Source organism: Corynebacterium silvaticum (genome assembly GCF_002162115.2).
GTDB classification, from domain to species: Bacteria; Actinomycetota; Actinomycetes; order Mycobacteriales; family Mycobacteriaceae; genus Corynebacterium; species Corynebacterium silvaticum.
In genome coordinates, this window is the sequence record NZ_CP021417.2 from 1,145,399 (window position 1) to 1,161,084 (window position 15,686).

The window sequence follows — 15,686 nt, forward strand, 5'->3', positions numbered from 1 at the left end:
CCATGCTGGGCTGGCACGACACGCGACCACTCACGCAACTCTTGCCTGAAAAAGAAGCCAAGGCCTTTGCCAAACACTTTGGATATCGCTGCGCTGAAGACCTCCTCATGCACCTACCCAGAGCCTATGCCGCCCACGGGTCAGGACTAAGCGCAGGCCATGCCCAAGAAGGCGACATCATCACGTGTATAGGGGAAATCGTCTCGGCCACCGAGCGAAGAGACCGCAACGGAAACCTCATCTACACCATCGGAATCTCCGACGGCACAGCCACCATCAGCGCAACGTTTTTCCGCGCTAACTGGATCTCCAAAGTCCTCACCACAGGCGCACGCGGCATGTTCACTGGTAAACTCAAATTTTTCCGCGATAAAGCACAGCTACAGCACCCAGACTTTTTTCTCTTCCCCGATCCCGGCGCAAAAACCCGCGGTTCAGGCGGCCTACAAGCACTATCCACTACAGGAGAGTTTGACGACGTCACCCACATCATCAACTCGCTCACATACATACCGGTATATCCAGCCAAAAAAGCAATGCCCACGTGGCGGATACTAGGAGCAATACACGAGGTATTAGGTAAAACTCCTCCTATCGTGGACCCGCTAGGAGACTTCACGCCAGATGACATGCCTACGCTCGACCAAGCACTACGGGGTGTGCATGAGACAGACTGCGAGGGAGCCGAACCCTACCTCAACAGACTGAAATACGACGAAGCACTCAGCATCGCTTTAGTGATGGCGCTGCGACGCGCGGACATGAAACGTCGTCAAGCCTTCCCCATGCCCGCCTCCCACACCGGCCTTCGCGCCAAGCTACTCAAAGCCATGCCTTTTACACTCACAGAAGGCCAACAACAGGTAGCGCAAGAAATCGCAGAAGACCTAGGGAAGAACACGCCCATGTCGCGCCTGCTGCAAGGGGAAGTCGGATCCGGAAAGACCATCGTCTCGCTCATCGCGATGCTCCAGGCCGTCGATGCCCACAAACAATGCGCCCTTCTCGCCCCGACCGAAGTCCTTGCAACCCAACACGCACACAGCATCCGAGCCACGCTCGCCGCCGCAGACATCCAACTCACCGTCGTACTACTCACTGGATCACTACCCACAGCTGAACGCAAAAAAGCACTCCTAGACATCATGTCCGGCGATGCCGACATCATCATCGGAACCCACGCCCTTATCCAAGACACTGTCAACTTCTACGACCTCGGTCTTTGCGTCGTCGACGAACAACACAGATTTGGAGTGGAACAGCGCGACTACTTAAGAGCCAAAGGAAACACAGAACTCACACCACACCTCCTCGTCATGACGGCCACGCCCATCCCAAGGACAATCGCCATGACCGCATTTGGCGACCTCAGCGTCTCCACACTCCGCCAACTCCCCGGCGGACGCAGACCAATCAAGACCTTTGTCGTCAGCTCCGACAACCCCACCTGGGGCGAGCGCATGTGGAAACGCATTAGAGAAGAAGTAGAACGAGGCCAACAAATCTACGTGGTATGCCCTCGGGTGAAAAACCATGGCGGAGTAGAAGAAACCACCACAGCCCTACAACACGGAATCTTCAACGACCTACGAGTAGAAATGCTCCACGGAAGCATGCACCCCGAAGACAAAGAAACCATAATGGCAGCCTTTGCCGCAGGAACGATTGACATCCTCGTAGCCACGACCGTCATAGAAGTCGGCATAGACGTACCCAACGCCACCGTCATGCTTATCCGAGAAGCCGAAAACTTCGGAGTCTCCCAACTCCACCAATTACGCGGACGCGTCGGACGAGGCGGCAAAGAATCAATCTGCTTCCTCCACACCACCGCAGAACCCGATACCCCTGCACGCGAACGCATCCACAAAGTTTCCGCCACCACAGACGGCTTTACCCTCGCAGAAATAGACCTCGAATACCGGCAAGAAGGAGACATCCTAGGCGCACAACAATCAGGAGCCTCCCACAAACGCATCAGCTTTATCAAAGACAAAGAACTGATCCAACGCGCCAACCACGACGCCGCCGCCATAGTCCAACACAACCCAGAAGCAGCCCGATCCATGGTGAGCGACATCGACGACCGCTCGCAAGACTATCTGGATAAAACATAAACAGATCACCGCACTACCAGAGCCGTCCCACCCACCTAAGCTCAAAAGGCTCACAAACCGTACGCTATGGTTAAAAGCATGAAAATCTGTGCCCCATTCGCCGGCATAGTCCACTACAAAGTAGGACTCGGCGATACCGTCGATACCGGTCAAGAGCTCGCATCAGTTGAAGCTATCAAGCTTGAGGCCCCCATCATCGCGCCGGGGCCAGGGATCGTAGCAACTTTGGCTAAAGACAACTTTGACGATGTCATGGGCGGGGACGTGCTACTGACCGTGGAGGAAGCATAGATGACTCGAATTATTTCTGGCGAAGCCCGAGGCCGCACAATTAAGGTGCCTGAGCAAGGAACACGGCCTACATCGGATCGCGCTCGCGAAGGACTTTTTTCTTCTCTTCAGGTGCGCTTTGGCTTTGTCGGCGCGAAGGTGCTGGATCTTTTTGCCGGATCCGGGGCGCTAGGTCTTGAGGCTGCAAGCCGGGGTGCGGATGAAGTAGTACTGGTAGAAAACAACTCCAAGGCCGTGCAGATTATTCGCCACAATATACAGGTTGTTGGACATCCTAACGTTACGGTTGCGGAAATGAAGGCCTCCACGTATGTGGCGAGCGCCCCCAAAGAATACTTTGACATGGTGCTCGCCGACCCTCCTTATGATCTACCTGATTCAGACATTGAGGAGATGCTTGTGGCCCTGATTCCTACGCTTGTCGACGGCGCAGCGGTCGTCGTAGAGCGCCATCGTGAGTCGCCGGAGACAGCATGGCCTGCATGCTTTGTTCCCACCACGCAGAAGCTAAAAAAGCGGACTTTTGGAATCGCGCGCATGGACATGGCCGTATTTCACCAAGAACTTGTTTCAGACTGACTTACTACAGCACTGTGCACGCTACGTTTACTAATAAGGATGCTTGATGGCCATACACGCTGTTTGCCCCGGTTCTTTTGACCCAGTAACAAAAGGTCATATTGACATTATTGGCCGTGCTGCCGAAATGTATGACCACGTGACTGTCTTAGTTACCGCGAATCCGAATAAGCCCTCCGGCATGTTCAACGTTGAAGAACGCAAAGATCTGATTCGGGCGGCAGTACTAGAGGTCGGGGGACTGGACAATGTCTCTGTGGATCATTGGGGCGGACTTTTAGTCGATTACACAAACACCCATAATGTGAGCGTTCTGGTGAAAGGACTACGCACGGCCCTTGACTATGAGTATGAGCTTCCGATGGCACAGATGAATAGGAAGCTGTCCGGGATTGATACGGCATTCCTGATGACTGATCCGGCTTATGGTTATATCTCCTCGACTTTGTGTAAAGAGGTTGTTAAATACGGCGGAAATGTTGATGACATGCTCCCGGCTGCAGTTTCTGCGGCAATGAAACAAAAACTCGGCTAGCGGTGTAAACGGCCTCCTAAAAGTGGGGGACGCGTCAACATTTGTGTGTGGTTCTGGTAATTTGAGTCACACTCAAATCTTTTGGATGCTAGGAGCGGTATGGGTCTCGCGCTGTTGGTTTTTGCGATCGTAGCTATCGGATCGTTATTACAGCGAGTATCAGGCATGGGGCTGGGGCTAGTTGCTGGTTCGATTCTGAACATCGTGATGGGGCCGATAGAAGGAATACTGGTGGTTAACCTCCTAGCCGCTATCAACGCAACTATGACCACTGTGATCGTGCGCAAGAGCGTCGATTGGAAAAAGTTTTGGCTCATTGCTCCGGTACTCGTGCTTGGTGCGATTCCTGGCGCATGGCTCATTACGGTTGTATCGGGGCCAACGTTGCAGGTTGTGGTGGGAACTCTGCTCCTCAGTGCACTTGCCATAGTGACCTTTGGGGTTCAGCGTATTCCCCACGCTCAAGGAAGAGCGCCCGCTGTTATCGCAGGTATCATCGCTGGTTTTATGAATACCCTTGCTGGCATCGCAGGGCCGGCTATTACTGTTTACGCGCAGGTGGCTAGGTGGCCGCAAGTACCTTTTGCGGCGACGCTGCAACCAATCTTCATAGTCTCAGGCCTGGTTTCGTTGACAGTAAAAGTAGCGTCAGGGGCGGGAACGGTGGCATCGGTGACTCCCTGGGTATGGATCTTTGGGATACTCGGCATGATCGCTGGAATTTTTATTGGTGCGAGAGCCTCCCAAAAGATTCCTCGTTCTACGGCAAGAAAGATTTCTCTGAGCGTGGCAACGCTAGGAGGCGTTATGGTTCTGCTCCGAGTCTTGGTAGGGCTCTTCTGACCTTAAGACACATATATTTGACTCATGCGTGTTTCCTACGTTGATGTTTTCTCCACCGGACCTTTAAGCGGTAACCCTGTGGCTGTAGTCCACGATGCCGACCAATTGTCGCAACGCCAGATGCAGCGCTTTGCGGCATGGACAAATTTATCGGAAACTACTTTTCTCCTTGAGCTAACAACTCCCAACGCAGACTATAGAGTCAGAATTTTTAGCCCCACCAAGGAATTTCCCTTTGCCGGACACCCCACCTTGGGTTCTGCGGCCGCGTGGCTTGCCGCAGGCGGAGTGATGCAGGGAGCACACATTGTCCAGGAATGCTCCGTGGGCTTAGTCCCGATACAGATCAATAAAGACGTGTTGTCTTTTCAAGCGCCTGCCCTGTTGGATACGTCGCCGCTTTCTCCGGAACAGATCCAACGCATTCCGCAGGCCTTGGGTGTAGTCCTTGATGACATCGTAAAAATTCAGCGAATTGACAATGGAACAGGATGGATCGGCGTTCTGCTTAGTCCCGGAGTCGACATACGAGGTATTAATCCACACTATGCGCTGATGGGCGGGCTCAAGCTTGGAGTGGTCAGCCTCCTGGACCCCAGCGACGGTGATGCCATGGAAGTACGCGCCTTCAACCCAAACATAGGGGAGGACCCGGTTACAGGGAGCCTGAATGCGGGGTTAGCTCAATGGCTTATCGGTGAGGAGATAGTCCCTTCCTCCTACTCAGCGCGTCAGGGGGCCGTACTAGGGCGGGTCGGAAAATCTTTGTCTCGCAGCGTGCCGACGCCCTGTGGGTAGGAGGGTAGGAGGACAATGCGCGCTTGCTATCAGCGGAACCGTGAACATGTAGCTACAACAATGCCCGAGGCGCTGTGTTCTCAGAGCCTCGGGCATAAAGTTAAAGAGTTTTAGAGCAAGCTGGAGAGGAACGTCTTGGTGCGTTCGTGCTGAGGATTATCAATAACCTGACGAGCATCATCGATTTCAACGATCACACCACCATCCATGAAGGCGACGGTATCTGCGACTTCACGGGCAAAGCCCATCTCATGCGTGACCACCAACATGGTCATGCCACCTTCTGCAAGATCGCGCATCACTCTCAGAACTTCTCCTACCAACTCTGGGTCGAGGGCGGAGGTGGGCTCGTCGAAAAGCATAAGTTTGGGTTCCATGGCTACCGCACGCGCGATGGCTACGCGCTGCTGCTGGCCGCCAGAAAGCTGAGCTGGGTAAGCGTCTGCCTTATGCTGCAAACCGACTTGCGCGAGTAGCTCCATGGCTTTGGCGCGAGCCTCGGGCTCCGGCACACCTTTGACGTGAATAGGAGCCTCTATGATGTTTTCGATTGCGGTTCTGTGCGGGAACAAATTGAAGCCTTGGAACACCATGCCGATGTCGGCGCGTTGACGTGCGGCTTCTTTCTCGGAAATCTCGTAGAGGATTCCGTCGCGCTCTTTATAACCGATCAGCTCACCATCCACATACAAACGACCAGCGTTGATCTTTTCCAGGTGGTTAACGCATCGCAAAAGCGTGGATTTACCCGACCCCGAGGGGCCAATGAGACAGGTCACAGATCCCTGAGGAACTTCAAGATCGATGCCCTTGAGGACCTCAATCTGTCCGAAGTTCTTGCACAACTGCTGCGCACTAATCATGAGATTGTCAGTCATTATCAAGCGCCTTTCTGCGGGTTACGTGGGTGTCGGTGCTGCCGCATAGGAGGCTCGGCGACGATATTGACGTTTTTGGGGAGGGTGCCTTCTGCGTCGGCAAGCGCTGCAAGCTGGCGAGCAGTCAGCTCACGCGTTGCGCCTCGGTCGAAGTACTTTTCCAAGTAACTTTGCGCGACCATCAACAGCGAGGTAATAGCCAGATACCACGTTGCGGCCACCAGAAGCAGGGGTACCGGATCGAACAGTGCTGCAGCGATGTCTGTGGCGCGGCCGTAAAGCTCAGCGGTGTAAGGGATTGCTACGACCAAGGACGTGGTCTTGAGCAAAGAAATAAACTCGTTGCCCGTAGGAGGGACAATAATACGCATCGCTTGGGGCAGGACCGTACGACGAATGGTCATCCACCAGCTCATACCCAAGGCTTTGGAAGCTTCAGTCTGTCCCTCGGGAACCGCCTGCAATCCAGAACGGACGATTTCTGCCATATATGCGGCCTCGTTGAGACCGAGTCCTAAAACCGCGAGTAGGAACATGTTGGAAAGGGCATTTTCCAAGGATATTTCTGTAAAGCCAAGGTTGACTGTTTGATACAGCGAACCGAGGAGCCCCCAGAAGACGAGCTGGACGTAAACCGGAGTTCCACGGAAAATCCACAGATAGAACCACGAGACAGTGCGCAGGACTGGATTAGGCGACATGCGCATGACGGCCACGGCACAGCCTAAGACAACGCCCAAGATCATGGACAAGACAGTGATGGCGAGAGTATGTCCTGCGGCTAAAGCGATACGAGTATCAAAGAGATACTGAACATACGTGTCCCAACCATACGCTTCATTGGTGGCCGCGCTGATGATAAACCAGAGGAACACTAGAAGAATAAGGATGGCGGCAACCCAGCGGCCGGGGTGACGCAGCGGCTTCGCTTGGATGGGTTTCGGTTGTGGGGAAGTCATGTAGTTTCCTTATGTTTTTAGGGATAGCGGTTAATAGAGGGATGCTTATTGAGCGATGGGTACTTCGTTGATCATCGCTGAGGAAACAAGACCCGCATCAATTCCCCACATTTTGAGGATTCGTTGGTAGTCACCAGTTTTAATGAGGTGCTGCAGCGCAGCGGCCAGTGCCGTACCAAGTTGAGATCCCTTAGGGACTGCAAAGCCATGGGGCGCGGCATCGCTGATGGAACCCACTGCTTCTAGCTTTCCTTCGGACCTGGAAATAGCCCATGCCAGCACCGGCGAATCTGCGACAAAAGCATCTGCACGGCCAAGAACAAGCGCGGTCGCGGCCTGATCACTGGTCTCGTACGCCAGGACCTCGATAGGCTTTTTGCCCTGGGCTACGCAATCGTCGCTCATTGGCCTCACAATATCTGTGTCGGCGACCGTTGTGCGTTGCACTGCGATGGATAAGCCACAAGCGTTATTTGGGTCTACAGGTGAACCAACTTGTTGTCCCCACTGAACTCCCGCATAGAGGAAATCAACAAAGTCATAATTTTTCCGCCGCTCCTCATTATCCGTAAAACCAGAGGCGCCCACATCGATGGTTCCGGCGCTGAGGGAGGGGAGGATGAGGGAAAAATCCTGCTCGATCGGCTGGTACTTAAGGCCCATGACCGATGAGGCAGCCCTCATAAGATCCATTTCCATCCCGATGATCTCATGCCGCGAATCCTTGAACTCAAAAGGCGCGAATGGCGGGTTAGCGCTTGCTACCAGTGTGCCCTTTTCTGCAAGAGGTTGGGGGACTAGAGCAGTAATGTCGGGTACTGCGGGAGGTGAGACCTCTTCCCAGCCGTCGGGGTGACCTTGTTCTTCATTGGTCACACACGCGCTGAGTGAGACGGCAAGTGTAATTGCAGTACACAAAGCCAAGACACGGGTGAGGGATTTCATGGAGCAAATAATACCGCTTCCTACATATTATGTTAATCGACAGGCTAAAAGCCATGGAAAACGATGCAACCCCGCAATATCTTGCACGAGGGGAGCTATCACATCCATGGCTTTGCTCAGCCGAACTCGGTGGAGTTTAAGGAGAAAACCTTAAGCTAAGCGGTTTCTGATTCGGTGTTGGGCTTGGTGTTAAAACGACGTTCTACCAGCATGATCGCTGCCACAATTCCGCCTCCAACAAGGATCAAAAGAATGGTCATGCCGATGTTTCCGAAAGGTGCCGCAGGGGAGCCGGAAAGATCCTGCCAAGGCCACAATACACGTAGCGAACCAAGCATTAACCCCGCCATGGTAGCCAGTGTGATTGTTCGGTGAACAGTAATCAGGTAATCCAGAACCTTGATAAAGCACGCAATTCCGGTCAATGCGCCAAGCGCAAATATGGCCATGACCGTGAGGTTACGGTCGCTGACCGCTCCGATGACTGGAGCGTAGAGGCCCAAAGACAAGAGGATGAAAGAGCCAGAAATGCCGGGCAAAACCAGGGCGCATACTGCTATCGCAGCCGCGAAGAAGATCACGACTAACGACGGATCAGTTTTTTCCTCAGAAGTAAAACCTGTGCCGATAAACGTAAGGATCGCCGCGATAACGAAAGCCGCAATGATAGCCACGCGTTTTTGCGAGTAGTCTTTTCGGGAAATCATGAGCAATGGCACCGTAATAGAAACAGCCACCATGCCTAGGAAGAGAGCGCGAGCGGATTGCCCATGATTTTCCACGAAATTATGCATCACAGAAGAAAGCAAAAGAACCGTGGTCACCATGCCAAATCCTACGCATGCGAGGAAGAGCCATTCCACGCGTCGTGCTGCTTCCTTTAACCCGGATGGGTTAGTAAACATGGTGCGAACTAAATGGAGTAGGGCATGACCATTGTGGATAGCTCGTTCATAAATACCTACGACGAGTGCAACAGTGCCGCCGGAAACGCCGGGAACCATCTCAGCAAGACCAATAAGTCCGCCTGCGATGACGTGCAAAATGGAACCGGAGAAGGATGAGGACCTGGTAGTCGCTTGGGGTGTGGCTGCCATGAACCGCTTTCTTCTAGGTGGCCGTTGCAAGAAAGCGGCCACTGTAGTTGTTAAAAATGTACAGCTTGACACCTTAGACGGTTTTTTAAAGAAAGTCCTGATGGCTCACAAACCTACGCGGCATTGTGAAGAAGAAAAGCGGGGAGGAATTGGAGGAAAATTGGTAGGAATGTCGTTTTTGAGAACGCTAGCGAGTATGCCGTTAGTAAAATCCCAGGACAAGATTTCTAGCGTTCTCAAAAACGACATTTTGCTCCTAACGTCGAGGCAGCAGGTCACGACACGTGAAAACAAAAGTGCGCTTGAAGGCTGCCTTGCCAACAAACGGACTTTCAGCTGTTACATCCACCGACTAGTGGGCTGCTACTTCCCAGTTAGGGCCGCTACCTGCTGAGACCTCAAGAGGTACACGCAAAGAAATGGCCGCGTTCATTTCCTTTTCCACTATTTCACGCACCTGTTCCAACTCGTTTGGTGCAATTTCCACCACGAGTTCGTCGTGAACCTGCAGCAGCACACGAGAGGCAACCCCAGCCTTTTTCAGCTCATGGTCAACACGGATCATTGCGACCTTGATAATGTCTGCGGCTGTTCCCTGGATAGGGGCATTAAGTGCAGCGCGTTCTGCGTTTTCGCGAGCCACTCGGTTATCTGAACCAAGCTCAGGAAGGTACCGACGCCTACCGAACAACGTGGAGGTAAATCCATCTTTTCGAGCCTGCTCCACCACGTTATCCAGATACTGTTTTACTCCACCAAAACGCTCAAAATAGCTCGTCATAATCTGCTTGGCTTCGCCAGCAGGAATATTTAGCTGCTGCCCGAGACCAAAGGCCGATAGCCCATAGACCAAGCCATAGCTCATCGCTTTTACTCGACGACGCAATTCTGGCGTCACCTGATCCACCGGGACCTCGAAAACTCTAGAGCCTACGTAGTTATGGAGATCTTCGCCTTTACGATAGGCCTCAATAAGACCAGGATCCTCAGAAAGATGGGACATCACACGCATTTCAATCTGGGAATAATCCGCGGTGAGGAGCGTTTCATACCCTTCGCCCACGACAAATGCCGATCGAATTTTCCTACCGTCTTGCGTACGAACCGGGATGTTTTGCAGATTGGGTTCTGTTGAGCTTAAACGCCCTGTAGAAGCAACGGTCTGATTAAAGGTCGTGTGGATACGGCCATCCGACCCGACTGCTTTAATGAGACCTTCTAGCGTTGTTTTCAGTTTCTGATTCTCACGGTGTGCAAGAAGATGATCGAGGAAGGGGTCCGGATGTTTAACAGCTAACGCCTCAATCTCTTTAGCAGCTGTGGAGTATCCCGTCTTTGTCTTTTTGGTTTTAGGCAAGCCCAGAGTCTCAAAAAGAACGACTTGGAGCTGTTTGGGGCTCGAAAGATTTAAGGATGGATCACCCGCGATATTCCGAGCGGCCTCTTCATGCTCTTGAACTCGCTCGATAAAAACTTTTAGCTGATCTTCTAGAGTTTCCACATCAACTGCGATGCCAGCGGCTTCCATCCGCGCCAGGATCAACGTGAGCGGCAATTCAAGATCGCGGTATAGCTCGAAGGAATCAATAGCTTCTAACTGCTTGGTCAGCTCCTCGGAAAGCTCAAGAATTGCAATGACAGAATCGATGAGCTCTTCCGAGCCGGGAGCATCGAGAAGCGAAAGCTGCCCCTGAGATTCCTCTCCAGAGAGCTGACGCTGCAGATGGCGCTGATAAACGTCTTTCAAATCATAAGTGCGTTGACCCGGCCTAAGAAGATATGCGGCAATGGCTGTATCGTGGGCAATTCCGTTGAGATCAAACCCACGGCCGGAGAGCATATGGAAAGCCGCTTTTGCTTCGTGCAAATACTTGGGGCTTTCACTACTCAGCCACTGCGCCAGAGCCTTTTCATCTTTCGGGTCAATATCTGAAAGATCGATGGCGATTACGCGCCGTTGCTTATCTGCGATCGCTAAAGCTTCAGCATCTCCGGTCGCCGGGGTGCCTCGTCCACGCACATATATAGCAAGACCTTCGCCCTCACGTTGCGCTAGCCACTCGCTAAGAGCTGTCTGCTCCACGGTGACTTCAGCACGCTCTTCCGTGATTGCTGTGCTTGCATCGGCCCCCACTGCTCCCATCACGCGTTCGCGCAGGTTGGTGCCAAATTCGAGCTCATCAAATTTTTCAGCCACGCCTGCTACCTGCGCCGGTTTGAGACCCAGTTCGTCGGGGGAATATGGCAACTCAAGATCTTTTACCATCTCCGTCAGCGTCCGGTTCATCCGAACCTGCTCTAAACGCTCACGGAAGCTCGTGCCAGCTTTACCTTTGATGTCATCAGCGTGCTCCAGTAGCTGATCAAGGCTGCCGTACTCCACGATCCATTTGGTAGCTGTTTTGGGACCCACGCCGGGAATGTTGGGCAGGTTATCCGAAGGGTCTCCTCGCAATGCAGCAAAGTCTGGATATTGCGCAGGTGTGAGGCCATATTTTTCTTCCACCGCTTCAGGGGTAAAGCGATGGAGCACTGAGACCCCGCGCATCGGGTAAAGAACGGTTGTGGTCTCGTTGACAAGCTGGAAGGAATCACGGTCGCCTGTGACGATGAGAGTCTCAAATCCCAGTGGCTGCGCGGCGGTTGCCAGCGTAGCGATGACGTCGTCTGCCTCGTAGTTCTCTTTTCCCAGGGTGGTGATCCCCAAAGCTTCAAGAACCTCTTTAATGAGCTCGACCTGGCCTTTGAACTCTGGCGGCGTGGCTTCACGCTGAGCCTTATACTCAGGGAACATGTCTGTGCGGAAAGTCTTCCGGCCAATATCAAAAGCCACCGCCACGTGAGACGGCTTCTCCTCGTTCAAAAGAGAAGAGAGCATCGATAGGAATCCATAGACAGCGTTGGTCGCTTGCCCACCTGATGTGGAAAAGTTTTCGGCCGGCAGCGCATAAAACGCGCGGAACGCCATCGAGTGGCCGTCGATAAGCATTAAACGGTTGCTAGTTGAAGTCACGTGGTTAGTCTAGTTATTTTTTGTCTCACTCACCTCCCCGCTTCCACTGGGGCCAAGCTTTGCGAGAAAATCCGAACTTTTCCCTATCTACGAGCGGATTAGCCTTTTTACGCCCATGTCCGCTAATATTTTTTTGCAGCGCCCCTGTATCCCAATTGGCAGAGGAAACGGATTCAAAACCCGTGCAGTGTGAGTTCGAGTCTCACCAGGGGCACCATTTATAAGCGCCATCTGCTAGCTTCATGCTGGTAGATGGCGCTTTTTATGATGTTGTGTTTTGAGAGTTAAGGGGATGCGGACGTTTCCAGTCTCATTTGATGTGACCTGTCACCTTTGCGCTAGGAAGCCACAATGTCGTTTTTGAGAACGCTAGCGGGTGTGGTGCCTGTAAAACTCCAGGACGGAATTTTTAGCGTTCTCAAAAACGACAAAGAAGGGGCCAAGTCCTAGGCTTTATGGGCCACGAATATGGCAGTGCCGGGGAAGATTTTTCCTCGAAGCGGTGACCATTGGCCCCAGGAACGGGTGAGATCGTGGGGCCATTCCGGTTCGATGATGTCCTGGAGAATAAAGCCCGCCTGGGTGAGTGCACGTACCCAATCGCCGATTGTTCTCTGGAACTCTACGTACGTAGGCCGACCTTCCTCGTCTTCTTCGACGTAACTGCGCTGAAAATACGGGATGGAAGCTATCAAGCCGGGTTGTCCTGGGTCGTCGGGGAAAACCCAGCGCATGGGGTGGTTGACGGAAAATACTAGACGACCGTCGTCGGTGAGGATGCGGGAGACATCGAAAAGCGTTGCGGTGATGTCTGGGATAAAAGGAAAAGCACCAAACGCCGAAAACGCTATGTCAAAGGACGTGTCTTTGAATGGGAGCGATTGTGCATCGGCGTTGACCAGTGGGAGTGGGGGAGCATCGTGATTTGCGTGCCGCAGCATTGCAAGTGAGAGGTCAAAGCCGGTGATAAAGCCAACGCCGTTGCGAGCGAGCCACTGTGAGCAGGGAGCAGAACCGCAGCCGATTTCTAATACCCGCTTATTGCGGACGTCTCCCAGCAGGTGAGCGTCTTCCTCAGCGAGCATTTCAGGACACCAATAAAAGCCGGATAGGTATTCCTGGTGTTCGTCGTGATACCGCTGCGCATCGCTGTCCCACCACGTTTGGCTTGCGTGGGCGGCCTCGTGGGTGGAAACGGTGATCGCATCTGGGGTGCAGGGGTCTAAACTGCTCATAGTCTTGAAGACTAACCCGTGCCGAGGATGGGGGAAGAAACACGGAGTGTCAATCTTGATCTAGCAGGGAAAATGCACTATCCTTGAGCGAGCGTGTCTGTGCTTAAGCTATATGTTAGTCCCAAGTAGGAGGATGGCGTACGGCTCTAGCGGGATCAAAATCGCAGCTCAAGTAGTGATTTTTTGAGAGATACGTTCCTGTCCATCAACTATTCCTACCTAATTCGGAGCACTTAACATATGCCCACCAACAACGTCCCTCAGGTAGCCATCAACGATATTGGCTCCGCTGAGGATTTCCTCGCAGCTGTCGACGCAACCATCAAGTACTTCAACGATGGTGACATCGTCGAGGGCACCGTGGTTAAGGTTGACCACGACGAGGTTTTGCTCGACATCGGATACAAGACTGAAGGTGTTATCCCTTCACGCGAGCTTTCCATCAAGCACGATGTCGACCCGGACGAGGTCGTCGAGGTCGGCGACCAGATCGACGCTCTTGTTCTTACCAAGGAAGACAAAGAAGGCCGTCTGATCCTGTCCAAGAAGCGCGCACAGTACGAGCGTGCATGGGGCGCCATCGAGGAGCTCAAGGGGAAGGACGAGCCGGTTACCGGTACCGTCATCGAGGTTGTCAAGGGTGGTCTCATCCTGGACATCGGACTCCGTGGCTTCCTGCCTGCATCTCTCGTCGAGATGCGCCGTGTTCGCGATCTGGATCCATACATCGGACAGCAGATCGAAGCTAAGATCATCGAGCTGGACAAGCAGCGCAACAACGTTGTTCTGTCTCGTCGTGCATGGCTCGAGCAGACCCAGTCTGAGGTCCGCTCTGAGTTCCTTCACCAGCTGCAGAAGGGTCAGGTCCGCAAGGGCGTTGTCTCCTCGATCGTCAACTTCGGTGCATTCGTCGACCTCGGCGGCGTGGACGGACTCGTTCACGTTTCCGAGCTCTCCTGGAAGCACATCGATCACCCATCTGAGGTCGTTGCTGTCGGCGATGAGGTTACCGTTGAGGTTCTCGACGTTGATCTCGATCGCGAGCGCGTCTCCCTGTCCCTGAAGGCTACTCAGGAAGACCCATGGCGCGTCTTCGCTCGCACTCACGCTGTGGGCCAGATCGTTCCGGGCAAGGTCACCAAGCTTGTTCCATTCGGTGCGTTCGTTCGCGTCGAAGAGGGCATCGAGGGCTTGGTCCACATCTCCGAGTTGGCACAGCGCCACGTCGAGGTTCCGGACCAGGTTGTCAACGTCGGCGACGAGGCTATGGTCAAGGTCATCGACATCGATCTCGAGCGTCGTCGTATCTCCCTCTCCCTCAAGCAGGCTGACGAGGATTACACCGAAGAGTTCGACCCATCCAAGTACGGTATGGCTGACTCTTACGACGAGCAGGGCAACTACATCTTCCCCGAGGGCTTCGATCCGGAGACCAACGAGTGGATGGAAGGCTTCGACGAGCAGCGTCAGGCATGGGAGGCTCGCTACGCAGAGTCCGAGCGTCGCTTCCAGCTGCACACTGTTCAGATTGAGAAGAACCGCGTAGCTGCAGCTGCAGAGGAAGCAGCAGCTGGCGAGGAAGCTAACTACTCCTCTGAGACCGCTGAGGCAGCTCCGGCCGAAGCAGCTTCTGAGGCTGAGGGTGGCTCCCTGGCTTCTGACGAGCAGCTTGCTGCTCTTCGCGAGAAGCTCGCTGGTAACTAATCTTGAATTGGTACTTCAATAAGAGAGCGCCTAAGGAATATTCCTTAGGCGCTCTCTTTATGCCCTTAGGTCTTTGGCGCAATGTGGAATCACTTTTAGAGGGTGTGAATCCTCGTCGTAGGGCGCAATCTTCTATGAAGTGTTTGAGGACTTTGCTGCGAGATTCATCCTCTGTGATTCTATGATCCGTGGGACGCCCGCGAGATAGGGGGGCAGGAACCCTAACGTGGTCCCTGAACCGCCGAGAACGCAAACGTCGATAAGTGCTCCAATCCGGATGGGAAAACATATTCTCGGCATAGCTTTAATGCGGATTATCAAGGAATATACGTTGACAGTGCGCTTATTCACGAGGTGGCAATTCCACGCCCTTTCTTTAAAAGCTGTGCAATAAGGGGGTGTGGAAAGGGGGGCAGTCACATGTCTTCATTCTTTGCCATCGCAATGATGTTGCAGAGCTGACCTGCTGACTTTGCAGGAGAATGGCTAGTCAATCCCGGATAGAAAATTCTTCCGTCAATAAAATATGAGGTTAAAAATAATTAAGATAAGAGAGTGATTTATAACACGTTTGCGAGTGTGTGTTCCGAGACTTGCCATGCGTAACGCCTTTCGGACTGCAGAAAGTTAAAGAGGGGGCTGAGCGGGGGGAATGAAGGGAGATGGGAGTTTCTGAACTTGTTGTTTCTGTG

General features: G+C 53.2%; 13 protein-coding genes and 1 tRNA gene. 8 read left to right on the top strand and 6 right to left on the bottom strand.

Translation table 11 applies throughout. The features are described from left to right. Positions 1 to 2 precede the first annotated feature (2 nt). From CBE74_RS17885 to CBE74_RS17910, 6 genes are all read left to right on the top strand, one after another. Positions 3 to 2,117: an ATP-dependent DNA helicase RecG gene (locus CBE74_RS17885; RefSeq protein ID WP_087453862.1), complete on the top strand. Its 2,115-nt coding sequence runs from the start codon at positions 3 to 5 to the stop codon at positions 2,115 to 2,117. Between the two features lie 78 nt (positions 2,118 to 2,195). Continuing rightward, positions 2,196 to 2,408, top strand: a complete 213-nt coding sequence (locus CBE74_RS17890) for an acyl-CoA carboxylase biotin carboxyl carrier protein subunit (RefSeq protein ID WP_087454875.1) — start codon at positions 2,196 to 2,198, stop codon at positions 2,406 to 2,408. After that, positions 2,409 to 2,987, top strand: a complete 579-nt coding sequence (rsmD, locus tag CBE74_RS17895) for a 16S rRNA (guanine(966)-N(2))-methyltransferase RsmD (protein WP_087453863.1) — start codon at positions 2,409 to 2,411, stop codon at positions 2,985 to 2,987. A gap of 46 nt (positions 2,988 to 3,033) precedes the next feature. Then, positions 3,034 to 3,522, top strand: a complete 489-nt coding sequence (gene coaD / locus CBE74_RS17900) for a pantetheine-phosphate adenylyltransferase (RefSeq protein WP_087453864.1) — start codon at positions 3,034 to 3,036, stop codon at positions 3,520 to 3,522. 99 nt (positions 3,523 to 3,621) lie between these two features. Next, the gene (locus tag CBE74_RS17905; RefSeq protein WP_087453865.1) at positions 3,622 to 4,365 is read left to right on the top strand and encodes a sulfite exporter TauE/SafE family protein; all 744 of its coding nucleotides are present in this window, start codon (positions 3,622 to 3,624) and stop codon (positions 4,363 to 4,365) included. A gap of 24 nt (positions 4,366 to 4,389) precedes the next feature. Continuing rightward, positions 4,390 to 5,163: a PhzF family phenazine biosynthesis protein gene (locus tag CBE74_RS17910; protein ID WP_225871140.1), complete on the top strand. Its 774-nt coding sequence runs from the start codon at positions 4,390 to 4,392 to the stop codon at positions 5,161 to 5,163. A gap of 110 nt (positions 5,164 to 5,273) precedes the next feature. Here CBE74_RS17910 and CBE74_RS17915 read toward each other — a convergent pair whose 3' ends face one another. The 5 genes from CBE74_RS17915 to polA form a co-directional block, all read right to left on the bottom strand. Next, on the bottom strand, positions 5,274 to 6,041 hold the full coding sequence (locus tag CBE74_RS17915) for an amino acid ABC transporter ATP-binding protein (protein ID WP_087453866.1): 768 nt from the start codon (positions 6,039 to 6,041) through the stop codon (positions 5,274 to 5,276). Positions 6,042 to 6,043: 2 nt separating this feature from the next. Further along, entirely contained in the window at positions 6,044 to 7,000 is a 957-nt protein-coding gene (locus CBE74_RS17920) for an ABC transporter permease subunit (protein WP_087453867.1), read from the bottom strand. A gap of 45 nt (positions 7,001 to 7,045) precedes the next feature. Continuing rightward, positions 7,046 to 7,945 carry an ABC transporter substrate-binding protein gene (locus CBE74_RS17925; RefSeq protein WP_087453868.1) on the bottom strand — a complete coding sequence of 300 codons (900 nt, stop codon included), beginning with the start codon at positions 7,943 to 7,945 and terminating at the stop codon, positions 7,046 to 7,048. Between the two features lie 155 nt (positions 7,946 to 8,100). Next, positions 8,101 to 9,042, bottom strand: coding sequence for a DUF368 domain-containing protein (locus CBE74_RS17930; RefSeq protein ID WP_087453869.1), 942 nt, complete (start codon positions 9,040 to 9,042; stop codon positions 8,101 to 8,103). 352 nt (positions 9,043 to 9,394) lie between these two features. Continuing rightward, positions 9,395 to 12,055, bottom strand: coding sequence for a DNA polymerase I (gene polA, locus CBE74_RS17935; RefSeq protein WP_375167314.1), 2,661 nt, complete (start codon positions 12,053 to 12,055; stop codon positions 9,395 to 9,397). Positions 12,056 to 12,195: 140 nt separating this feature from the next. Between polA and CBE74_RS17940 the strand changes: the two genes are divergently transcribed. Beyond that, positions 12,196 to 12,272: transfer RNA gene (locus CBE74_RS17940), tRNA-Leu, on the top strand. A gap of 229 nt (positions 12,273 to 12,501) precedes the next feature. Here CBE74_RS17940 and CBE74_RS17945 read toward each other — a convergent pair. Beyond that, a complete protein-coding gene (locus tag CBE74_RS17945) occupies positions 12,502 to 13,290 on the bottom strand; it encodes a class I SAM-dependent methyltransferase (RefSeq protein ID WP_087453872.1) in 789 nt (262 codons plus the stop codon). A 240-nt stretch (positions 13,291 to 13,530) separates the two neighbouring features. Between CBE74_RS17945 and rpsA the strand changes: the two genes are divergently transcribed. Continuing rightward, positions 13,531 to 14,994 carry a 30S ribosomal protein S1 gene (gene rpsA / locus CBE74_RS17950; protein WP_087453873.1) on the top strand — a complete coding sequence of 488 codons (1,464 nt, stop codon included), beginning with the start codon at positions 13,531 to 13,533 and terminating at the stop codon, positions 14,992 to 14,994. Positions 14,995 to 15,686 lie beyond the last annotated feature (692 nt).